Origin of the sequence: Arthrobacter sp. Soil762 (assembly GCF_001428335.1) — a bacterium.
Taxonomy (GTDB): domain Bacteria; phylum Actinomycetota; class Actinomycetes; order Actinomycetales; family Micrococcaceae; genus Arthrobacter.
Map to the genome: position 1 here is coordinate 19,448 of NZ_LMSG01000018.1, position 20,237 is coordinate 39,684.

Consider the following 20,237-nt stretch of genomic DNA (forward strand, 5'->3'; position numbering starts at 1 on the left):
GCGATACATACCGATATATCGTTAAGTGTCGGTGAGTAGTTGACCGATAACCATTCAACAAGGGCCAAGAAGCATTCAAAAAGACAGAGAAGGGACGATGCCACCATGAAAGGCATTCACGACGACAAGTTTTTGGAACCGCTGTTCGGGCGGGGACAGTTTGAGCGCGGACGGTTTGAGCGCGGCAGGGGCCGCCGCGGACCGCACGGGCACCGCGGGGGAGGGGTTGGCCCGGGCTTTGGCCCACGGGGCGGATTTGGTCCCGGTTTTGGACCTGGCGGAGGGTTCGGTCCCGGCTTTGGGCCCGGTCCCCGGCGGGCAAGCAGGGGGGACGTCCGGTGGGCCATCCTGTCACTGCTGGCCGAGGCCCCGTCCAACGGTTATGGGCTGATCAAGACCATCGCGGAGAAAACATCCGGCGCATGGCGGCCCAGCCCCGGGTCGATCTACCCCACACTCCAGCAGTTGGTGGACGAGGACCTCATTGCGCCCCTCAGCGAGGGCCGGCGGACCGACTTCACCCTCACCGACGCCGGCAAGGCCTACGTGGCCGAGCATGCGGAGGAACTGGAGAATGCGTGGAACAGCGATGCGGAAGGATCCGGACCCGCCTTCCACCAGAGTGTGGGCAAGCTGATGGGGGTCATCCATCAGTTCCGCACGGCCGCTACGGAAGAACAGCGCAATGCTGCGGTGGAAAAGCTCGACGAAACCCGCCGCGCGCTCTACCGGATCCTGGCCGACTGAGCGCTTTTGAAGCCTGTGGCCTCAGGCGAACGTGTCTTCCTTGGCGGGAGCGGCAGCAGGTGCCGTGACGCCGCGACCCAGCGGGTTGAAGTGGCTACCCAGCCCGCCGAAGGTGTAGGCGGTCTCGGCATGCTCGGAGAGATCCACCCCCGCCATCTCGGCCTCGTGGCTCACCCGGAACCCGATGGTCCTGTTGATTGCCCGGCCGATCACCAGGGTCACACCGCCGGAGAGAACTACGGTGACCACTACCGCCACGGCCTGTGCCGTCAGTTGCTGGAGACCGCCGCCGTAGAAGAGGCCCCCGCCCTGGCCGTCCACGGGGAGAGCGACGAAGCCCAGGGCGAGTGTGCCGATGAGCCCGGCGCCGAGGTGCACTCCCACCACGTCCAGGGAGTCGTCCAGCCCGAACCGGTACTTCAGGTCAACAAACACGCAGCAGGCTGCACCGGCCACCAGGCCCAGGCCGATGGCGGCCACTGGGCTGATGTTGGCGCAGGACGGTGTGATGGCCACCAGGCCGGCAACGACGCCGGACGCGGCACCGAGGGAGGTGGGGTGGCCGTGCCGGATCTTTTCGACGACCAGCCAGCTGAGCATGGCCGCGGCGGGGGTGACCAGGGTGTTGATCCAGATCAGGCCTGCCTGCTCCGCGGTGGTGGCGGCGCCGCCATTGAATCCGAACCAGCCGAACCACAGGATGGCCGCGCCGAGCATGATGAAGGGGACATTGTGCGGGCGGTGGCTGGGATCCTTGGCGAAGCCGTGGCGCTGGCCAACCACCAGGGCCAGGACCAGGGCGGCCGTCCCGGAGCTGATTTCCACCACTGCACCGCCGGCGAAGTCGATGACCTGGCCGAAGGTCTCGGTGATGGCGCCGCCGGCGCTCATAAGCCCGCCGCCCCAGATCATGTAGGCCAAGGGGCAATAAACCAGCGTGACCCACAGCGGCACGAACACTGCCCAGGCGCTGAACTTGGCGCGGTCGGCGATGGCCCCGCTGATGAGCGCTACCGTGATGATGGCGAAGGTGGCGCTGAAGCCTGCCTTGATGAGGTCAGGGGAGCCCATGAGGTTCTGCAGCCCGAAGTTGGCGAAGGGGTTGCCAAAGACGCCCAGGATTCCCTCGCCGGTGGTCATCGAGTATCCCCACAGGACCCACACAACTCCCACGATGCCGGCGGAGATGAAGCTCATCATGATCATGTTCAGCGCTGCCTTGGCGCGCGTCATGCCGCCATAAAAGAGACCAAGTCCGGGTGTCATAAGCAGCACCATTGCCGCCGCGATCATCATCCAGACGTGTTCCGCAGTGATCTCCACCGGTGGGTCCCTTCCATTGATCCTGAATACGGGGACTTTCCTACCTGGCCCGCGCAATCCCCTCGATCAATATTTGTCGCCGCGTGTTTCCGTTTGCGCTTCGCTAAGTTGCGGATACGTTACGGCCCGGCGGCTTGCGTGAAGATCGCATGACGGTGATGTTTCCGGCGTGTAAACGGGACCTGTTGAACGGCGCCGGGACGGGAAGCCCTGAGACTCCGATGCCAGCGATGGCGGGCGCCGGTCCGCGCACGAGGTGAGAAGCCGCCGTCGGACGCTGAAAGGTCAACGTTTCCTGAAAGTGAACGGCGGCTCACTGCCGTGGGGCGCCGCGGGAGAGGCCGCTCGGCGGGGTCAGAAGGTCCGGGCGTTGGCCAGGACGGGCAGTTGGCCGCGGACCTCGGCAATGACGGCCGGGTCAATGTCGACGACGGCGAGTTCCGGTTCGCCGCCGAGGGCCAACAGGGCGGCACCCAGGGGAGAGATGACGGCGCTGTGGCCAACGCCGGTGGGAGCCTTGCCAGCGGAGGCGATGCCGACGCTTGCCGGGTCGCCCTGTCCGCAGGCCACCACGAAGGTGGTGCTGTCCAGCGCGCGGGCCCGGACCAGGAGGTCCCACTGTTCAGTCTTGCCCTCGCCGGCACCCCACGAGGCGCAGACGATGTTGGCCTGGGCGCCGGCTTTGGCGTTGGCCGTGAACAGTGCCGGGAAGCGCACGTCGTAGCAGGTGGCCAGGCCGAAGGTGGTGCCGTTTACCTCGAAGGTCACGGGGGCTGTTCCGGCGTCGACGGTATCGGACTCCGCGAAACCAAAGGCATCAAAGAGGTGGATCTTGTCGTAGGAAGTCTCGACGCCCGGGCCGGTGACCAGCAGGGTGTTCCGCACGCGGCCGCCGTCGCCCGGGGTGAACATGCCCGCCACTACCGTGATGTCCAGCCCTTGGGCAATGCTGCGGACGGCGGCGGCCCACGGCCCGTCCAGCGGCTCGGCAATGTCCTTCAGGCTGTTGCCGAAGGCGCGCATGGCGGCTTCCGGGAACACCACGAGCTCCGCTCCGGCGGCTTTGGCCCGCGTGGCGTAGTCTCGGATGAGCTCCAGGTTGGCGGCCAGATCGGCTCCGGTGATGATTTGGGCCACTGCTAAACGCATGAAATTACTCCAGTCTGTTGTATACATAATGTATGCGAAAAAGTTCGGGGACGGCGGCGTCCGGCCGCGAGAAGGCGTACGCGTACCTGCGCGAAAACATCCTGGTTGACCCGGAGGTGCAGGGGAAGTTCCTGAACGAGCAGGAGCTGGCCGCTGAGATCGGCGTCTCGCGAACTCCGGTCCGGGAGGCGCTCCTGCTCCTCGTCTCCGACGGCCTGGTGGAGCTGATTCCGCAGCGCGGGGCGTATGTTCCGCCCGTGACGGGCCGTGAAATGTCGGAACTGATGGAACTCCGGGGTGTGCTGGAAAGCCATGCCGCCCGCCTGGTTATCGAACAGCGCCGCGTTCCTGCGAAAACGATGCAAGACACCCTTGACCAGCAGGCCCAGCTTCCCGAGGAGCTGAATGCGGAGGCTGCGCAGGAGTTCATCCGGCTGGACACCCTCTTCCATCAGCTTCTGATCGACGCCGCAGGCAATGAGCTCATCTCCCGAACGTACAGCAAGCTCCATGTCCGGCAGATCCTGGTGGGCGTCTCGGCCTTGTTCCGCACCGGAGACCGGCGCGGACAGGTGTGCGCCGAACATCAGGGCATCCTCGATGCCCTGATGTCCGGCGACGCCGCGAAGGCGCAGGAGGCCATTGACCATCACCTGGCTGTCACCCGGGATATCCTGCTCCGCACCTGAGGGAGTTTTTGTCCACATAACGCGAGTTGAGAGTCGTTTGGGTGCATTGTGTGGACAAAAACTCCGGTCTTGTGAGTGGGAATCGTCAGTTGCCGTGGCCGATAGCCGACTGCTGGCGCTCCAGTGCGGATCCTTCCAACAGCAGGCGGTAGTCCTCGTCCTCCACAGTGTTGGAATCGCGGCCGAGGGCCAGGCCCACGGCGGTGACGCCTGCGGCCACGGCCACGTAGATGGCCACCGGAATCCAGGTTCCGAACTGGGCCAGCAGCAACGTGAACATCAGGGGTGCGATGGCGCCGCCGATCACACCGGCGAAGGTGTAGGCCAGGGAGCTGCCGGTGGAGCGGAGCCGGGGTGAGAACTGTTCCACGATGAAGGCAGCCTGGGGGCCGTACATAAACGAGTGCGCCATAAGGCCCAGCACAATGCCGATGATGAGCATCGGTTGGTTGTCGGCGCCCAGGACGCCGAAGAAGACGAACGTCCACACCGCGCCCACCACTGCTGCGGTGCCGTAGACCTTACGGCGGTTGAATCGGTCGGACACGGCGCCGGCCAGCGGGATCATAAAGAGCTGGAATGCTGAGCCGATCAGGACTGCCGTGAGCACCTGGCTGCGTTCGTAGCCGAGCGTCTGGATGCCGTAGGTGAGGGTGAAAACGGTGAACAGGGCGTAGAGCACGTCCGGGCCCACCCGACACAGCGTGGCGGCGATGAGGGGCCGGAGCTCAGTGCTGAAGACCTCGCGGACAGGGGCGTGGGGCTGCTCGCCGTGGGCCTCGATGGCCTTGAAGATGGGGGTGTCTTCCAGCTTCAGGCGGATCCAGAGACCGAAACCGACCAGCACGGCCGAGACCAGGAACGCGATGCGCCAGCCGAAACCGATGAACTGTTCCTCGGTCAGTGCGAGGGTCAGGACGGCAAGGGCGCCGTTGGCCATCAGGTTGCCGGCGGGCGGGCCCACCTGGGCTGCAGACGCCCAGAACCCGCGGCGGTGGGGATCGCCGTATTCACTGGAGAGCAGGACGGCCCCGCCCCATTCGCCGCCGACGCCCACACCCTGCGCGAAGCGGAGCAGCACCAGGATGATCGGGGCAGCGATGCCGATGGTTGCGTAGCCTGGCAGCACGCCGATCAGGACGGTGGCCACACCGATGATCATCAGGGTGGTCACCAGCACCTTCTTGCGGCCGATCCGGTCACCCAGACGGCCGAAGATGATGCCACCAACAGGCCGGGACACGTAGCCCACCGCATACGTGGAGAAGGCCAGGATAGTGCCCGTCAGGGGATCGGATGACGGGAAGAACACGAGGGGAAATACGACGGCGGCCGCGGCCGAGTAGACGGCGAAGTCATACCACTCGAGGGCGGTGCCGGTGAGGCTGGCAGCGAAGGCCTTGTACAGGCCCTTGGGGTGAATCGGCTTGTCCGGACGCGGCGCTGCGCCGGAAGCCGGAACTGGGACGTTAGCCATGGGTGTTGTCCTCCACGAGATGTTTACGGGTGACGCCTGTCACGCTGGCGTTAAATGTATACATTACGCATACTGGATGTACATTGGCCACCGTTTCCGGTTTCCAGTTTGTAAATTTCTCCAGCAGGACACGCAAAGGATGGACAGAACATGACGACTCTGAGCTTCGAACTTCCCGACGGCAGCACCAAGACAGTCCAGGTCAAGCACCTCCTCAACGCCGGCTACGCAGGGCGCGAGCAGGAGGAAGTGCAGGCCCATATTGCCGAACTGGCTGAGCTGGGCGTTCCGGGCCCTACCACCACGCCGGCGCTCTACCCGGTCTCGCCGTACCTGGCGCAGCAGGTTTCCGAAGTCCGCGTGCAGCATGCCCGGACCTCCGGGGAAGCCGAATGGGCGCTGGTAATCACGGACGACGGCGTACTTCTGACGGTCGCATGCGACCACACGGACCGCGAGCTTGAGGTCCATGGGGTGGCCTGGAGCAAGAACGCCAGCCCGGACGTCCTGGGCCGCAAGGCGTGGCGGCTGGAGGACGTGCGCGGCCACCTGGACCAGATCACGCTGAAGGGCTGGGTGGGCGAGGGCGAAACCCCGGACACGCTGATCCAGGACAGCTCGCTGGAAGCCCTGCTGACTCCGGACTACTGGCTGGAGGTGCTGACCGAGCGCGGCCTGAACGAGCCGGGGACGGTCCTCATTTCCGGCACGGTGGCCATGACCAGCGGCGTGAACCAGTTCGCCCGCAGTTGGAAAGTGGAGATGACAGACCCCGTGACAGGAGCCACCGTGGATGCCCAGTATCTGGTGGAGCAGATGGCCGAGCCCATCGGCTGATTCCGCCGGACGGGGGCACGTTGGGGGGCGAAACTCCCGGTAGCATCATTGCTATGCCCACTGCGCTTGAAATGGCAGGTCCCATCCTGGAAGTGATGACCTGGCTGTGCCTTCCGCCGGGGCTTGCCCTGCTGTTCTACTCGGGCATCCTCCGGCGGTTTGTGCACCCCTGGACCGTTTCGGAAGCGGTGGTCTATGCAGACGCGACCGGCACGGGCTTCCGCTGGTTTGACCGCAAGTTCCAGGTCCACCACGCCCCGATGTCACCCCACGACATCAAGGACCTGGCCGTGGGCGACACCCTGCCGATCTACTACCACCCCAAGCGCCCCACTCAGTGGCAGACCGCAGCGCCCGAACCGGTGGGGCGGACCGCCGTCGTGCTTGGCCGCGTGCTCACCGGGATCGGTGCCGCGGCACTTATTGCCGGCTTCCTGCTGCCCATGTTCTGAGCCTCCGCGGCTGATCAGCCCGCCCGGGACGAGATGGAAACCACCGCGCTGATGAAAACAGGAAGCGCGGCGGCGCTGATCAGCACTATCGCCCCGGCACCCACCCAAGCTGGCACTGTCCGGCGGGGCCGCGCGGATCTCAGCCAGGAAACCGGAACGACGCTCAGCCAGAGGAACAAGAGGAGGTACCCAAGGACGACGAGGACTGCGAACGGTGGAAACAAGATGGCACCAGCGAGCAACGGAACATAGAATTTAGCCGCTCCTGGGCGCCACAGCGGAAGGCGCCTACTCCACCAACCCGCCGCGGCAGCGACTACGGCGCCGTGAAGGAGGGCGAGTCCGGCATACAGTGCCACCGACAGCCAGCCGGGCCCAACGATGTTGAAATCGATGTTGTCCGCGCGCAGGGGATCCATCAGGGACCCCACCCACACGAGCAGGAGCAAACCGAACAGCGGTCCGGCGAGGCGTCCGCGCGGGAGCCAGCGGCGCACGAGGGGAAACAGGATCGCCGCCAAGAAGCCGGCGGGCAGGGCTCCAAAGAACAGCAGGGCCATGGTCCCCCCAACGCTGGGAATTCCCACGAATGCCTGGGCCTCCGTTAGCCGGCCCTGTGCGGAAGCGGGGGATGTGTCCGCCAAAATGCGCATGACCAGCCGCCCGCCGGGCCAGGCGGCAAGCAACGCCGAGACCAGTGCGGAAAAGGACACGACGTTGGCCCACCAGAGAAACCGGCGCAGCGCGTGCAGCTTGAAGTCAGTCCTGAAGTCCTGCTCCGTGGTACCCATGGAACGGTGGGGCCGTGCGCTGGACGGCTCACGGATGCTGCGGCCTCCCCACAGCACCACCACCAGCAGGCCAAGGAGCAGAAGAAGGGTGGACCCCACCACGATTGTCATGGCCATCGCTGATCACCATCCACATCCATCCAAACGATGGATCAATTGTGCTCTTGATTGGGGGCGCTGGCTACCGGTATTGGGCGTTTCCGAGCGCGGTGAGATACCGCCTCAGCCCCCGTTCCGCGGGGCAAACATGATCACAGCCACCCCGACCAGGCAGATGACGGAGCCCGCGATGTCCCACCGGTCCGGGCGGAAACCGTCGAAGATCATCCCCCACGCCAGCGAACCAGCCACAAACACGCCGCCGTAAGCGGCAAGGATCCGGCCAAAATGGGCATCAGGCTGCAGGGTGGCCACAAAACCGTAAAGGCCCAGGGCAATGACACCCAGCCCTGCCCACCACCAGTCCTTGCCCTCACGGACTGACTGCCACACGAGCCACGCGCCGCCGATCTCGGCAGCAGCGGCCAGGACGAACAGCACAGTCGTTTTGGCGATCGCCACGGTTTCAGCAGGAATACTCACAGGCTCATCATGCCAGCCGGGAATGCGGCCACCCGGCGGGAGGTTGGGCCTTACATGCAACGCATCGGATTCCTTTCCTTCGGCCACTGGGGCCCCGGCCAGGGCTCCCGCACCAGAACCGCCGGCGAGGCCCTGCGCCAGGGCATTGAGCTGGCGGTGGCCGCCGAGGAACTCGGAATCGACGGCGCCTTCTTCCGGGTGCACCATTTCGCCCGTCAGCAGGCGTCTCCCTTCCCGTTGCTGGCAGCCATCGCGGCCCGGACCAGCCGGATAGAGATGGGCACGGGCGTGATCGACATGCGGTACGAAAATCCGCTGTACATGGCCGAGGAAGCCGCCGCCACGGATCTGATCAGCGGCGGCAGGCTGCAGCTGGGCATCAGCCGTGGTTCACCCGAGCCCGCCCGGAACGGGGCCGCCGCCTTCGGCCACCAACCGGCCGCAGGGGAGACCGCCGCGGACATGGCCCGCCGGCACACAGCCCAGTTCCGGCACGCCATCAGCGGCGCCGGCGTGGCCGAGGCGGACCCGCGTTACGCCGGCGGAGCCATTGGCCTGTTGCCGGTCCAGCCGCAGTCGCCGGGCCTCACAGAGCGGATCTGGTGGGGCGCCGGAAGCCGCAACACCGCCGTGTGGGCGGCCGGCCTGGGCATGAACCTGATGAGCTCCACCCTGCTCACCGAGGACACCGGCGTCCCCTTCGACCAGCTGCAGGCGGAGCAAATCCAACTCTTCCGGGAGGCCTGGACCGCGGCAGGACACAGCCGCCAGCCGCGGGTCTCCGTCAGTCGGAGCATCCTGCCAATCGTGGACGACGAGGACAGCAGGTATTTTGCGGGCAGCGCGCTGCGGGACAGCCGGGATCAGGTGGGCGTCATCGACGGCCTGACGGCACGCTTTGGCAAGACCTATGCGGGCGCTCCGGATGTCCTGGCCGAGCAGTTGGCGGCGGACGCCGCGGTCCAGGCCGCCGACACGCTGCTGGTGACAGTGCCCAACCAGCTGGGTGTTGACTTCAATGCCAAAATGCTGGGAAACATCGCCCGGTACATTGCGCCCGCCGTCGGCTGGACCCCGGCCCGTTCCTGATCCGGCGTAATTTCCGCTGGGTGATCCGCCCGGAAGGGAATATCCTGAGAAGGTGCGGGCCATTGAGGCCCGGTTATTACTCACGGCCTAGAGAGGCTCACCATGTCCGAAAAACTACACCTGACACCGGAAGACGAGTTCCCGGATGATCTTTCCAGCATCCCGGACCGGGAGCTGCAGGTTCTGGACAGCCAGGTGCAGCGTCAACTGGACTATGAGTACGTGGCCGACGGCGAACCGAATCCGGAGACGGAGTTCCGGCACCACGACCTTGATGAGGAATTCGAAGACCGGGACGCCCGCTGACCCGGGAACCATCAGCAAGCCACAGCCGTTAGGCTTGTAGCGGGCTTGGGGGGCTAAGGCCCCAACATTACTGCGTGACTGCGGAACGGTCAGGAGAGAGACATATGGCTCGCGCCGCTTTAGGTTTGACTGCATGATCCGGTTACGTCAGCTGGCACAGGCGGCTTCCGTACTGACAACGCCATTGGCACCGGAAGATATTCTGGCGCTCTTTAACCCTGTTTTCTCCGCGCGTCAGCTGCGTGGAGTGGTGACCCGTGTGGTCCAGGAAACGGCACAGTCGGCCACCATCTTTTTCCGTCCCGGCCGCGGCTGGCATTCCCACCTGGCTGGCCAGTGGGCGCGCATCGGCGTTGAGCTGGACGGCGTCCGCCACTGGCGCTCGTATTCGCTGAGCGCCCCTGCCGGCAAGGACCCGGCCATCACCGTCACAGACGTCGGCGCTGTTTCCGGAACCCTGGTCCGGACCACCAAACCGGGCGACGTCCTTTTCCTGGCACCCCCGCAAGGCGACTTTGTCCTGCCCGAGCACCCCAGGCCGCTCCTGATGATCACCGCCGGCAGCGGCATCACTCCGGTGATGTCCATGATCCGCACGCTTGTTCCCCGCCGCCCGGATGCCGACGTCGTTTTGGTGCACTCAGCCCGCACGCCCGGCGACAGCCTCTTCCGCGAGGAACTCGCCGAACTGGCTGACCAGTTCCCCAACTTCCGGCTGGCCCACTGGTACACCGGCGAGCAGGGCCGGATGGACCTGACCAACACGGCCGAGCTCGATGAGATCTGCCCGGACTGGAAAGAGCGTGCCGCCTACGCCTGCGGTCCGGACAGTTTCCTGGACGATGCCGAGGCCCTGTGGAAGCAGGCGTCCCTCACCGCCGGCGCGCCCGGATCAGAGGTTGCGCTCGCCGGCGATCCCGGCAACTTGATGATTGAGCGGTTCAACACCACCTTCGCCGGGGGTGTAGGGCACGACGGCGGCCTGGTCACCTTTGAGGCGTCGGACCGGGAAGTTGACGCCGACGGCGATACCCCGCTGCTCGACGTCGGCGAAGACGCCGGGGTGCTGATGCCCAGCGGCTGCCGGATGGGAATCTGCCACAGTTGCCTGACTCCGCTCCTGGCCGGACAGGTCCGTGACCTTCGCACCAACGAGGTACACGGCGAACCCGGCCAACTAATCCAAACGTGTGTCTCGGCAGCCGCCGGACCCGTCAACCTCGAACTCTGAGGAGCAATACCGCATGTCAGTAGTTTCAGAAAGCAAGAAAGTTTCCGAAGGCAGCACCGCCCCCACCGGAGCGGCAAAGACGCGACCCGGAGCGCTGGCCGAGTCCGGCAGCCCATTGGTCCGCCCTCCTGCCGCAGCGCACCTTAGCGACGAACAGGTAGCTGAGCTGGGCCGCGAACTCGACGCGATCCGCGACGAAATCCTGGCCAAGCGCGGTGCCTCCGACGCCGCCTACATCCGACGCATGATCAAGATCCAGCGCGGGCTGGAGATCTCCGGCCGCGCGGCACTGCTGGTCAGCAAGAACAAGGCGGCCTGGGTCACCGGCACCACACTGCTGAGCCTGGCCAAGATCCTGGAAAACATGGAGCTCGGCCACAACATCCTGCACGGGCAGTGGGACTGGATGCGGGACCCCGACATCCATTCCACCACCTGGGAGTGGGACTTCGTCACCCCTGCGCGCGCCTGGCAGCACACCCACAACGACCTCCACCACCGCTGGACCAACGTGGTGGGCAAGGACAACGACGTCGGGTACAACCTCCTGCGTATGGACGAGAACCAGCCGTGGAAGCCCCATAACCTGGGCAACCCGCTGTACAACGCCATCCTTTCCCCGCTCTTCGAATGGGGCATCGCGATCTACGACCTCGAGCTTGCTGAGTACCAGGCAGGCAAGAAGTCCAAGGAAGCGCTCGTCAAGGACCTCAAGGCCCTGGGCCGCAAGGTGGTCACCCAGTTCACCAAGGACTACGCCGCCACTCCGGCGGTCGCCATGCTGACCGGTTCCGGTAAGCAAGCGCTCTACGGCACCCTGACTGCCAACGCCGTCCGCAACGTGTGGGCACACGCCGTGATCTTCTGCGGCCACTTCCCGGAAGGCGCTGACACCTTCACCGAGGAAATGGTGGAAGGCGAAACGCGCGGTGACTGGTACGTCCGCCAGATGATCGGCTCCGCCAACATCTCCGGTTCCAAGTTCATGCACCTGATGACCGGCAACCTGTCGCACCAGATCGAGCACCACCTCTTCCCGGATCTGCCGTCCAACCGCTACGCCGAGGTTGCTCCGCGGGTCCGCGAGATCTGCCAGCGTTACGGCCTGAACTACACCACGGGTCCGCTGCTGAAGCAGGTGGGATCGTCCTGGGCGAAGGTCTTCAAGCTGGCGCTGCCGGGCAAGGCTGCCAGGGCTTGAGCTGACTAAGCCTTAACGAGTGGAAGGGCCAGGCGAAATGAACTGCTCCCCGAAAGTTGGACTGAAAATTCAGTTCTGACTTACGGGGAGCAGTTTCATGTTAAAGGGCAGTTCGTTGTCTGAGGAGCAGCGCGAGGCCGCTGTGGCGCTGTTTGAGATCGGTTGGGGCGCCAGGGCTGTAGCGAAACGGCTCGGGGTGGGTACGAAGGCAGTCCTCCGCTTGTACGACAGATGGCGCGTTCGCGGAGATACTGCTCTAGTGACCAAACCAGGCAACCGGGTGTATTCGTTCGAGATCAAGCTCAACGCTGTGCAGCGATATATTTCCGGCGAGAACAGGATTGCTCTTGCCAAAGAGTTCGAACTGTCCTCGCCACACTTGATTACCGTGTGGGCCGGCCACTACCGAGCTCAAGGCGAGGAAGGCCTGCGCCCGAAACCGAAAGGCCGGCCCAGGACAAAACCAGAGGCGCCAGCGCAGCCGGAACCGGAGCTGCAGCGGTTACGGCGTGAGAACGAACGCCTGCGTGCAGAGGTGGCCTTCCTGGGAAAAGTAAGGGCCTTGGGGGACGGGGAACAGCGCTAAAGGTTCGCGCTGTCATGGCTCTCAAGGCTGAGCATCGGTTGGAAGTTCTTTTGGACGTAGCTGGGTTACCCCGGTCCACGTTCTTCTACCACCAGGCCCGCCTTCAAGACCCCGATCCACGGGCATCTCTGAAGGCCGCCGTCACGGAGATTTTCGAGAAGAACCACGGCCGGTACGGGCACCGCCGGATCCATATCGAACTGCTCAAGCAAGGGTGGACGGTCGCCAAGAAGACCGTGCTGAAGCTGATGCGTTCCCTGCGGCTGGTCTGTAAGGTCCGAAGCAGGAAGCGGTATAACTCCTACCAGGGCGAGCAAGGCGTTGTGGCCCCGAACCTGCTGAAACGCCAGTTCGACGCGGATGTTCCAAACCAGAAGTGGGTTACCGACGTAACGGAGTTCAGCGTGGGTGACCGGAAGCTCTACCTCTCACCGGTCATGGATCTTTTCGACCGGCAAATTATCTCCTACACCATTGGCACCTCGCCCAATCTGGCGCTGGCCAACGACTCGCTGCGTGCCGCTTTGGCCACACTGGAGGACGGTCAAGAACCACTCGTGCACTCCGACCAAGGATTCCAGTATCAACACAACTCCTGGCGCTCCCTCCTGGAGAACGCCGGCGCGGTCCAATCGATGTCCCGCAAAGCCAACTGCTACGACAACGCCGTCATTGAGAATTTCTTCGGACACCTCAAGGAAGAGCTCTTCCACCGGGTCCGGTTCCTCAGCACCGACGCACTCGCAACAGCGCTGCACGAATACATCCGCTGGTACAACACCGAGAGAATTTCGACCAAGCTGAAGGGCCTGAGCCCGGTACAGTACCGCGCTCACGCCCTCGCGGCTTAGGCCACCAAGTCACCGCTGGGGCGATAGCTGGCCCATTTCCAACCTTCGGGGTGTCGGTTAGGGTTGGGCCATGACGCGCGGCGGGCGCCGCAACTCTTGGTTGCGGATGACGGACTCGATGGGCTTGACCGAGCCTGGAAAAAAGCCTGAGATGCCTGGGCCGCGGCTCCTTCTGTTCCAAGTCGTCCTGTGGTTTGCGATGACTTTGGTCTGGATTGGGATGCTCACTCAAACGCAGGGTGAGGATGCGCAGGTTCTGTATGGAGCCCTGGTTGCGCTGTCTCTCGTGTTAACCGTGGCCAACTTCGTTTTGTTGCGCCGGGCCAGGAAGCGTACGGACAACTCAGGGGCCGACGGACAGGCTGATAAACCCACACGATAATGTCACGCAGACGGCGACCTGTTGACGGTGGGAGTACGGCAACGCGAAGAAGGCTCCGTCCCACTTGGGACGGAGCCTTCTTAGAAGAGCCGATCGATGGCCGCTAAAGTGGAGACATCGCATTTGCGAGTCCAACTTTCGGGGACCAGTTCAAAACGCCTGGCCCTTCCACTCTTTTTTGTTATCCGGTCTGCTTCTTCAGGAAGGCGAGCAGGGCTTCGTTGACTTCCGCGGCGTGCGTCCACAGCAGCCCGTGCGGGGCGCCGTCGATCTCCACGTACTCCGCTGACGGCAGGGCCTTGGCGAACCGGCGGCCGGTGACGTCGATGGGGAGGATGTTGTCCTCGGTGCCGTGGACAATCAGCGCGGGGACATCGATCCGGGGGATGTCGCCGCGGAAGTCGGTCAGCCAGGTGGGCTGCGCGGCGACTGATGCGGTGGCGCCGGCTCCTGCGGCGATTTTCCAGCTGGCGTCCAGGACTTCCTGGCTGAGCCGCGGCGTGCCCAGGAACGTGTCCGAGTTGTAGAAGTTCTTGAAGAATTCCGTGAAGAACGCGTACCGGTCCGCGGTGACGGCTTCGGTGAGCCCGTCAAAAACGTCCTGCGGTACGCCTTCCGGGTTGTCCCCGGTTTTCAGGACGAACGGTTCCAGCGATCCGAGGAACACTGCGCGGGCCACCCGGGCGGAGCCATACGTGCTCAGGTAACGGGCAACCTCGCCGGTTCCCATGGAGAAGCCCACCAGCACGGCGTTGTTGATGTCCAGCGATTCCAGGAGGGTTTTGAGGTCGGCGGCGAACGTGTCGTAGTCGTAGCCGCTGGTGGTCTTGCTGGACTTGCCGAAGCCGCGGCGGTCGTAGGTGATCACGCGGTAGCCGGCCTCCAGAAGGGCGGTGGTCTGCTTTTCCCAGGAGGATCCGTCCAGCGGGTAGCCGTGGATCAGGACAACGGGCTGGCCGCTCCCGTGGTCTTCGTAGTAGAGCTCGGTATCGGTGCTGTTCTCGGTTCCAACGGTGACGAATGCCATCTCGGCGGTCCTTTCGAATCTTCGGGATCAGTTTCGGGCGCAAGCAAAAGCCAGCACCCGGCATTCCCTACTCTAGGGACCGCCCGCCGGGGCACCAAGGAAATGGCTACTGGGAGGGTTGGGGCAGCTCGCAGCCGACCTGCGGGTTGACGCCCAGGTAGTTCAAGGGCCCGGCGACGATGGTCACGGCCACCGTTCCCGCCGCGGCGCAGGACCCTGGAGCCCCGCCGAAATAGCCGCGCTGCCAGGCGGCGATTCCTCCGATGATCAGCCAGATGACAATCAGTGCTCCGAGAAACTTCATGGTGTCCTCCCATGTCGTGGCCGCCTGTGCGTTCAAGTATGCGCCGATATCCGGAAAGCTCACAGGACCAAAAACGCCGGCCCCCTCCCACCCCCGGACGCTCTCTCACTTAATACCACTTAATTCGCAACGCTCTCTCACTTAATGTGGTGAAATCACAATCGCTCTCTCACTTTTCCAATGAAGACGTCTCCGGCCATCGGCCATCGGCCGATGGCACCCCGGCGACGGCAAGAAGGGCTGACCGGACCTGGTTGTCCATGGATGGGTCCACCACGCGCAGGGCATCGGAAGCCCCGCCGCCGAGAAACTTTAGTCGGAGAGGCAGCTCAACAGCAGGGGGGCAAGCTGACTGGGCGTCAGCGTGGCCGGCCAGCCCGCCAGGGAGCCGCCGAAGCGGGTGGCTGCCACAAAGGATGTCCGCTCCACCTGGCTGTCACCGCCGTGTCCGCCCTCATCCAGGTGCCCGTGGTCAGTCGTCAGCACCATGAACCAGTCCTCGCCCAGAACCTCTACCCTGTACCGGATAGCGGACCGGATCCGCGCAAGATGGTTGTCCACCCGGCCCATGGCTGCCGCGTACTCCGGTGTGTGCGGCCCGTAGACATGCCCCTCGTCATCGGCGTCGCAGAAGTAGACAAAGGACAGGTCCGGCCCCCGCCCGGAAATCGCATCGACGGCATGGTCTGCGACCTCGGCATCGACGAGTTTGTAGCCGTAGGTCTCGCCGTCGCGGGCAATCACCCGATGCTGCCCGGAGCGCTGCTGCTCGCGCCGCTCCCAGATCACGGGACCGATACCCGACGGGTCCACCAGCGGGGGCCAACCCCCTGCGGCCAGGGTGGTGGTGGTTTGGTCCGCAAAGTAGGCCTGGCTGAGAAAATCCGGGCAATGCAGCAGGGCATGGCCCACGAAGTGGTTGTCCTTGACCTGATGATCGGCATGGGGACGGCCCGTCAGCAGGGTGGACCAGCCGGGTCCGGACAGCGTCGGCACCTCCATGCGCAGCTCGTTGAAGACCCCGTCAGCGATCACCGCATCCAGGGTTGGCATCAGGCCGCTGCCCCGGGCCAGGTCCACGCGCAGGCCGTCGATGCCCACAAGGCAAATTTTCGGGCTCACGCGGCGACCTCTTCCTTGGCCTCGGCACCGTTGCGGACCCCATCCACCAGCGCAGTGTTGTGCCTGGGGGAGACGTCCACGCGCTGGGCAATGGTGAAGTTGGCCGCCTCATGCGAGGGCAGGTCCACGCGCAGCATTGAGCCGCCAAGCGAGACATTCGCACTTGTCACGGCGCCGCGCAGCACCAATGACCTGATGACGCCCGGCCCGTCGCCTGCCCCCTTCAACTCCAGGTCTTCCGGGCGCACCAGGGCCTCCAATTCCGTGGCCGGCAAGGCCTCCGGGGCCGCGTTGGATATGGCCATACGCCGGCCCAGAACCAGCACCTGGGCGCCGAACCGATCCGCCGGTATGCGGTTCACGGCTCCGACAAACTCGGAAATGAAGGCCGTCCGGGGACGCTGGTAGACATCCTCCGGCGTGCCCAACTGCTCGATCCGGCCGTTGAGCATCACGCCAACTCGGTCGGCCACGGTCAGGGCTTCTTCCTGGTCGTGGGTCACCAGCAGCGTGGTGGTTCCTGCCTGTGTCTGGATCCGCCGGATTTCGTCGCGCAGATGCACACGGACCTGGGCATCGAGTGCGGAGAGCGGCTCGTCAAGCAGCAGCACGCGTGGCTCGATCGCCAGCGCGCGCGACAGGGCGACGCGCTGCTGCTGGCCCCCGGAGAGCTGTGAGGGGTATTTGTCCCGATGTTCGCCCAGCCCGACCGTCTCGAGAAGTTCCGTGGCCCGCGCCGTGCGTTTTCCCGCGCTGGTTCCCCTGATCCGCAGCCCGTAGGCGACGTTTTCCAGGGCCGTCATGTGCGGGAACAGGCTGTAGGCCTGGAACACAATTCCGATTCCACGGTTGCGCACGCTGGTATGGGTCACGTCCCGGCCGGCAATCCGCACCGTTCCGGCATCCGGGGATTCCAGGCCGGCCAGGACACGCAGGATAGTGGTCTTGCCACACCCGGACGGTCCCAGCAGCGCCAGGAGCTCTCCGCCATCGAGGGTCAGGTCCAGCCTGTCCAGCACCACGCGGCCGCCGAAACTCTTGCTGATTCCGGTCAATGAAACTTCGGCTGCTTCCCGGGTCATCGGGATATTCCTTTCGTAGCGGAGCTCTGCTCCGCGGGGGTGGACTCTTGAGTTGGCAGGTCCTTGGAGGTCTGCCGTGTGGAGCGTGCCGGGCCACTTTTCCGGGTCCGTTTGGCGGAGGCCCCGGAGAGGGCGGCCAGCAGCAGCCAGGTGACGACGATGGACAGGAAGGACAACGCCGCAGCAGCGCGCGGCTGGTTCATGCCCACCTGCACCATGAATACCGGAAACGTTGAATGGAGCAGCAGGCTGGCGAGTGCGTATTCGCCCAACACCAACGCGCAGGACAGCAGGCTTGCCCCCAGCATCGAGGCACGCAGATTGGGCAGAATGATCCGCGCCAGGGTCTGCAGGGGCGTGGCTCCCAGACTGGCGCTGGCCGCGAACAGGGTCCTGATGTCCAGGGCCCGGATACCGGCATCCAGCGTCCGGTACACCAGCGGCAGGGTCAGCACCATGTAGAACGGCACCAACGAGTACGTGCTGACCAGAAAGCCGGGGGCCATGTTGCGGAAGAACAAGTTGGCGCCGCTGACCAGGGCGATGGCCGGCACCACGTAAGGAACCACGGAGAGCCATTCGGTCAGCGGCAGCATCCTGGGCGCACGGAGGTGCAGGAAGAGCAAGGTGGGCACCAGGAGAAGCAGTGACGCCAGGGTGCTGAGCGCGGCCAGCTGAAGGGTGCTGGACAGCTGCGGCAGGAAGCTGGTGTTCTGCACGGCGACGTCAAGGGAATCCAGGGTGAATCCCTTGCCCGGGAGCGTGAAGCCGAAGGCCGCGGAGGCCACCAGCGGCGTGAAAAAGAGAATGAGAGCGACGGCGAAGATGGTCGCCTGGGCCGCGCCCGTCACACGGGGGCGGCGGCGCCCCGACAGGGGCTTCGCTCCAGCGGGGGTGTCTAGCGCAGCCATTTGTTGCTCCTCCGTTCCAGCAGTGTCCTCAGGCCCATGGCAGCGACCACGATAACGATCATGCCCGTGACCAATGCGGCGGCGAAGCTGTCGTCCGTCATCACGTTGCCGGAGATGAAGAATCCGATCAGGATCGGCACCAGGTTGACCCGGCCGCCGGCCAGTGCGTAGGCCGTGGCATAGGCGCTGAAGGAATTGGCGAACAGGAGCAGGAGTGCGCCGATAATAGGCGGCCACATGATGGGGAATGCGATGTCCCTGAGGTAGCGGAACCGGCTGGCGCCCAGACTGTACGCGGCCTCGGACCACTGCTTCTTCAGGGCACCGAAGGCCGGCAGCATCAAGATGGCCATCAGCGGAACCTGGAAATACAGGTAGACCAGTGCGATGCCCCAAAAGGACGCCAGCTGGATGCTGTCACTGAGGCTCCAGCCGGTCAGGCTGAGAATCATCCGGGTCACCAGGCCCTGGACCCCGATGGCGGCGACGAACGCGAATGCCAGTGCCACACCGCCCAGTTGGGACGCCACTGCCGAGAAGGAGAGCACCAGGTTCCGAAGCCACTTGGGCCGCTCGGACGTGGCCAGGGCCCAGGCCAGAATGAGCCCCAGCACGCCGCCGGCCCCGGCGGTCAGCAGGGAAAGCCGGATGGTCTGCATAAACGCATCCCGGTACTGCGGTTCGAAAAGCCTCGCCATGGAGGCAAGCGAAAAGCTCCCGTCCACCTGGAAGCTGGTCCACACGTTGGTGGCAATCGGGGCAATGAGGAAGACTGCCAGGAACAGCAGGTACGGCATGGCCCCCAGCCAGCCGGCCACGCGGCCAAACCGGCGCCGCGTCGCCGTCGGACGCTCATGTCCCGACGGCGCCGCACCGGCCGCACCTGTGGCGCGTTCGGCTTGGAGCGTCACAGCGAGGCGACCTTCGGGCCCCACTGGTCGATGATCAGGGCGCTGGCAGCAGCCCCCTGCGCAATCGTCGGGAACTTGATCTTGGCAATCACGTCCGCGCTGGGCAGCTTGGCCAGCGCCTCATCCGAGAGCTTGCCGGCAGCCTTGAGCTGGACGAACCGTGCAGGCACGGCACCGCCCAGGGCAAATTGTTCGGATCCTTCGTCGCTTGTCAGCCAGTCCACCCAAAGCCGCGCGGCGTTGGGCCGCGGGCCCTTTGTGGTGACCGGTTGGGCGTAGTAGTTGCCAAAGACGCCTTCGGAGAACACCTGGGTTTCCAGCGTGGCGCCGGATTTCGCCAGTTCGCCTGCCATGCCCAGGAAGTTGTAGTTCCAGTCGAAGACGACGGCGGCCTGGCCGGTGCTCAGTGCCGAGACGGGAGAAGTGATGCTCGCCAGGTTCCCGGATTTGGCCAGCTTTTCGAAGAAATCGATGCCCGGCTGGATGTTGTCCAGGCTGCCGCCGTGCGCCAGGGCCGCCGCGTAGACGGCCGCGATGGACGAGGCACCCTTGCGGGGATCACCAGGGAGGGCGATTTTGCCCTTGTACTTCGGGTCCAGAAGATCGGCCCAGGACTTGGGGCTTTCGACGATCTTGGTGTTGGTGCCGACCTGGACCACGCCGTAGTACGCCCCGACCCACATCCCGTCGGGGTCCTTCAAGTCGGCCGGGATCTCCTCGAAGTTGCTCGGCTTGTAGGCCTCGATCAGCTTCTGGTCGATGGCGGGCTTGGTGAAGGAGTAGCCGATATCAATCACGTCTGGCTGGGTGTCCTGCCCCTTGAGGTTTTTCACCGCAGTGAGCTCATCGGCGCTGGAGGCGTCCGGGTTGGCGACCGGGGTCTCGATGCCGTACTTCTTTTTGAAGCCCTCGAACTGACCCTTGTAGTTGGCCCAGTCCCCCGGCACGGCGATCAGCTGGACCTTGCCTTCCTTCTGGGCGCCGGCGATGATCTCAGCCAGGTTGGTTCCTGCTGTGGCGGTGCCACCCTGCGTGCTGCCGCAGGCAGTCAGGGAGCCGCCCACTGCGGCAAGGCCTGCCAACCCCAGGGCGCCGCGCATCAGTCCGCGGCGGGAGACTGCTGACGAAGGTGAAGCCGTCGAAATGGCTTGGGGATTCATTGGTGTTCTCCAGGTTTCTAGGCGGCG

General features: G+C 64.7%; 22 protein-coding genes and 1 pseudogene. 11 read left to right on the forward strand and 12 right to left on the reverse strand.

What is annotated here, in order from left to right:
- The first annotated feature begins 105 nt into the window (after positions 1-105).
- On the forward strand, positions 106-747 hold the full coding sequence (locus ASG77_RS12710; RefSeq protein WP_056346033.1) for a PadR family transcriptional regulator: 642 nt from the start codon (positions 106-108) through the stop codon (positions 745-747).
- Between the two features lie 21 nt (positions 748-768).
- Here the strand turns inward: ASG77_RS12710 and ASG77_RS12715 are convergent, their stop codons facing one another.
- Entirely contained in the window at positions 769-2,070 is a 1,302-nt protein-coding gene (locus ASG77_RS12715; protein WP_056346036.1) for an ammonium transporter, read from the reverse strand.
- Positions 2,071-2,424: 354 nt separating this feature from the next.
- Complete coding sequence (locus ASG77_RS12720; RefSeq protein WP_056346037.1) at positions 2,425-3,219, reverse strand: carbon-nitrogen hydrolase family protein; 795 nt, start codon at positions 3,217-3,219, stop codon at positions 2,425-2,427.
- A gap of 32 nt (positions 3,220-3,251) precedes the next feature.
- Between ASG77_RS12720 and ASG77_RS12725 the strand changes: the two genes are divergently transcribed.
- Complete coding sequence (locus tag ASG77_RS12725; RefSeq protein ID WP_056346039.1) at positions 3,252-3,908, forward strand: GntR family transcriptional regulator; 657 nt, start codon at positions 3,252-3,254, stop codon at positions 3,906-3,908.
- 85 nt (positions 3,909-3,993) lie between these two features.
- On the opposite strand, the gene ASG77_RS12730 is transcribed toward ASG77_RS12725, so the two are convergent.
- Positions 3,994-5,385: an MFS transporter gene (locus ASG77_RS12730; protein WP_056346041.1), complete on the reverse strand. Its 1,392-nt coding sequence runs from the start codon at positions 5,383-5,385 to the stop codon at positions 3,994-3,996.
- Between the two features lie 150 nt (positions 5,386-5,535).
- On the opposite strand from ASG77_RS12730, the gene ASG77_RS12735 reads away from it, so the two are divergent.
- Entirely contained in the window at positions 5,536-6,222 is a 687-nt protein-coding gene (locus ASG77_RS12735; RefSeq protein ID WP_056346043.1) for a DUF2848 domain-containing protein, read from the forward strand.
- Positions 6,223-6,275: 53 nt separating this feature from the next.
- Positions 6,276-6,674 carry a hypothetical protein gene (locus ASG77_RS12740; protein WP_056346045.1) on the forward strand — a complete coding sequence of 133 codons (399 nt, stop codon included), beginning with the start codon at positions 6,276-6,278 and terminating at the stop codon, positions 6,672-6,674.
- Between the two features lie 14 nt (positions 6,675-6,688).
- Here the strand turns inward: ASG77_RS12740 and ASG77_RS12745 are convergent, their stop codons facing one another.
- Positions 6,689-7,582 carry a hypothetical protein gene (locus tag ASG77_RS12745; RefSeq protein ID WP_056346047.1) on the reverse strand — a complete coding sequence of 298 codons (894 nt, stop codon included), beginning with the start codon at positions 7,580-7,582 and terminating at the stop codon, positions 6,689-6,691.
- Positions 7,583-7,687: 105 nt separating this feature from the next.
- Positions 7,688-8,026, reverse strand: a complete 339-nt coding sequence (locus ASG77_RS12750; protein WP_056346483.1) for a YnfA family protein — start codon at positions 8,024-8,026, stop codon at positions 7,688-7,690.
- 75 nt (positions 8,027-8,101) lie between these two features.
- Between ASG77_RS12750 and ASG77_RS12755 the strand changes: the two genes are divergently transcribed.
- From ASG77_RS12755 to ASG77_RS22250, 7 genes and pseudogenes are all read left to right on the forward strand, one after another.
- Complete coding sequence (locus tag ASG77_RS12755) at positions 8,102-9,136, forward strand: LLM class flavin-dependent oxidoreductase (RefSeq protein ID WP_056346485.1); 1,035 nt, start codon at positions 8,102-8,104, stop codon at positions 9,134-9,136.
- A gap of 102 nt (positions 9,137-9,238) precedes the next feature.
- Entirely contained in the window at positions 9,239-9,442 is a 204-nt protein-coding gene (locus ASG77_RS12760) for a hypothetical protein (RefSeq protein ID WP_056346049.1), read from the forward strand.
- A gap of 133 nt (positions 9,443-9,575) precedes the next feature.
- Positions 9,576-10,673, forward strand: coding sequence for a ferredoxin reductase (locus tag ASG77_RS12765; protein WP_056346051.1), 1,098 nt, complete (start codon positions 9,576-9,578; stop codon positions 10,671-10,673).
- A 13-nt stretch (positions 10,674-10,686) separates the two neighbouring features.
- A complete protein-coding gene (locus ASG77_RS12770) occupies positions 10,687-11,874 on the forward strand; it encodes a fatty acid desaturase family protein (RefSeq protein ID WP_056346053.1) in 1,188 nt (395 codons plus the stop codon).
- 97 nt (positions 11,875-11,971) lie between these two features.
- A pseudogene (locus tag ASG77_RS23040) lies at positions 11,972-12,121 on the forward strand (helix-turn-helix domain-containing protein); the annotation flags it as partial.
- A 12-nt stretch (positions 12,122-12,133) separates the two neighbouring features.
- Positions 12,134-12,460 (forward strand): helix-turn-helix domain-containing protein, encoded by a 327-nt coding sequence (locus tag ASG77_RS22245; protein ID WP_200950763.1) that lies wholly within the window; start codon positions 12,134-12,136, stop codon positions 12,458-12,460.
- Between the two features lie 14 nt (positions 12,461-12,474).
- On the forward strand, positions 12,475-13,311 hold the full coding sequence (locus ASG77_RS22250) for an IS3 family transposase (RefSeq protein WP_056346057.1): 837 nt from the start codon (positions 12,475-12,477) through the stop codon (positions 13,309-13,311).
- Positions 13,312-13,874: 563 nt separating this feature from the next.
- Here the strand turns inward: ASG77_RS22250 and ASG77_RS12790 are convergent.
- The 7 genes from ASG77_RS12790 to ASG77_RS12820 all read right to left on the reverse strand — a co-directional run bounded on the left by ASG77_RS12790 (position 13,875) and on the right by ASG77_RS12820 (position 20,210).
- Positions 13,875-14,720: an alpha/beta fold hydrolase gene (locus tag ASG77_RS12790; protein ID WP_056346061.1), complete on the reverse strand. Its 846-nt coding sequence runs from the start codon at positions 14,718-14,720 to the stop codon at positions 13,875-13,877.
- 106 nt (positions 14,721-14,826) lie between these two features.
- Positions 14,827-15,024: a hypothetical protein gene (locus ASG77_RS12795; protein ID WP_056346486.1), complete on the reverse strand. Its 198-nt coding sequence runs from the start codon at positions 15,022-15,024 to the stop codon at positions 14,827-14,829.
- 312 nt (positions 15,025-15,336) lie between these two features.
- Positions 15,337-16,146: an alkaline phosphatase family protein gene (locus ASG77_RS12800; RefSeq protein ID WP_082576024.1), complete on the reverse strand. Its 810-nt coding sequence runs from the start codon at positions 16,144-16,146 to the stop codon at positions 15,337-15,339.
- Positions 16,143-17,228, reverse strand: a complete 1,086-nt coding sequence (locus ASG77_RS12805) for an ABC transporter ATP-binding protein (RefSeq protein WP_056346065.1) — start codon at positions 17,226-17,228, stop codon at positions 16,143-16,145. Before ASG77_RS12805 ends, ASG77_RS12800 begins: the two co-directional genes overlap by 4 nt.
- Positions 17,225-18,139 (reverse strand): ABC transporter permease, encoded by a 915-nt coding sequence (locus ASG77_RS12810; protein WP_156380316.1) that lies wholly within the window; start codon positions 18,137-18,139, stop codon positions 17,225-17,227. Before ASG77_RS12810 ends, ASG77_RS12805 begins: the two co-directional genes overlap by 4 nt.
- On the reverse strand, positions 18,127-19,050 hold the full coding sequence (locus ASG77_RS12815; RefSeq protein WP_200950764.1) for an ABC transporter permease: 924 nt from the start codon (positions 19,048-19,050) through the stop codon (positions 18,127-18,129). The genes ASG77_RS12810 and ASG77_RS12815 overlap by 13 nt, the downstream gene beginning before the upstream one ends.
- The gene (locus ASG77_RS12820; protein WP_200950765.1) at positions 19,047-20,210 is read right to left on the reverse strand and encodes an ABC transporter substrate-binding protein; all 1,164 of its coding nucleotides are present in this window, start codon (positions 20,208-20,210) and stop codon (positions 19,047-19,049) included. The genes ASG77_RS12815 and ASG77_RS12820 overlap by 4 nt, the downstream gene beginning before the upstream one ends.
- Positions 20,211-20,237 lie beyond the last annotated feature (27 nt).

What these genes read in the sequence shown, in the direction of transcription:
- ASG77_RS12710 (WP_056346033.1), top strand. Translation starts at nt 106, where the DNA reads ATGAAAGGCATTCACGACGACAAGTTTTTGGAACCGCTGTTCGGGCGG.
- ASG77_RS12720 (WP_056346037.1), bottom strand. Translation starts at nt 3,219, where the DNA reads ATGCGTTTAGCAGTGGCCCAAATCATCACCGGAGCCGATCTGGCCGCC.
- ASG77_RS12725 (WP_056346039.1), top strand. Translation starts at nt 3,252, where the DNA reads ATGCGAAAAAGTTCGGGGACGGCGGCGTCCGGCCGCGAGAAGGCGTAC.
- ASG77_RS12730 (WP_056346041.1), bottom strand. Translation starts at nt 5,385, where the DNA reads ATGGCTAACGTCCCAGTTCCGGCTTCCGGCGCAGCGCCGCGTCCGGAC.
- ASG77_RS12735 (WP_056346043.1), top strand. Translation starts at nt 5,536, where the DNA reads ATGACGACTCTGAGCTTCGAACTTCCCGACGGCAGCACCAAGACAGTC.
- ASG77_RS12740 (WP_056346045.1), top strand. Translation starts at nt 6,276, where the DNA reads ATGCCCACTGCGCTTGAAATGGCAGGTCCCATCCTGGAAGTGATGACC.
- ASG77_RS12745 (WP_056346047.1), bottom strand. Translation starts at nt 7,582, where the DNA reads ATGGCCATGACAATCGTGGTGGGGTCCACCCTTCTTCTGCTCCTTGGC.
- ASG77_RS12755 (WP_056346485.1), top strand. Translation starts at nt 8,102, where the DNA reads ATGCAACGCATCGGATTCCTTTCCTTCGGCCACTGGGGCCCCGGCCAG.
- ASG77_RS12760 (WP_056346049.1), top strand. Translation starts at nt 9,239, where the DNA reads ATGTCCGAAAAACTACACCTGACACCGGAAGACGAGTTCCCGGATGAT.
- ASG77_RS12765 (WP_056346051.1), top strand. Translation starts at nt 9,576, where the DNA reads ATGATCCGGTTACGTCAGCTGGCACAGGCGGCTTCCGTACTGACAACG.
- ASG77_RS12770 (WP_056346053.1), top strand. Translation starts at nt 10,687, where the DNA reads ATGTCAGTAGTTTCAGAAAGCAAGAAAGTTTCCGAAGGCAGCACCGCC.
- ASG77_RS22250 (WP_056346057.1), top strand. Translation starts at nt 12,475, where the DNA reads ATGGCTCTCAAGGCTGAGCATCGGTTGGAAGTTCTTTTGGACGTAGCT.
- ASG77_RS12790 (WP_056346061.1), bottom strand. Translation starts at nt 14,720, where the DNA reads ATGGCATTCGTCACCGTTGGAACCGAGAACAGCACCGATACCGAGCTC.
- ASG77_RS12795 (WP_056346486.1), bottom strand. Translation starts at nt 15,024, where the DNA reads ATGAAGTTTCTCGGAGCACTGATTGTCATCTGGCTGATCATCGGAGGA.
- ASG77_RS12805 (WP_056346065.1), bottom strand. Translation starts at nt 17,228, where the DNA reads ATGACCCGGGAAGCAGCCGAAGTTTCATTGACCGGAATCAGCAAGAGT.
- ASG77_RS12810 (WP_156380316.1), bottom strand. Translation starts at nt 18,139, where the DNA reads ATGGCTGCGCTAGACACCCCCGCTGGAGCGAAGCCCCTGTCGGGGCGC.
- ASG77_RS12820 (WP_200950765.1), bottom strand. Translation starts at nt 20,210, where the DNA reads ATGAATCCCCAAGCCATTTCGACGGCTTCACCTTCGTCAGCAGTCTCC.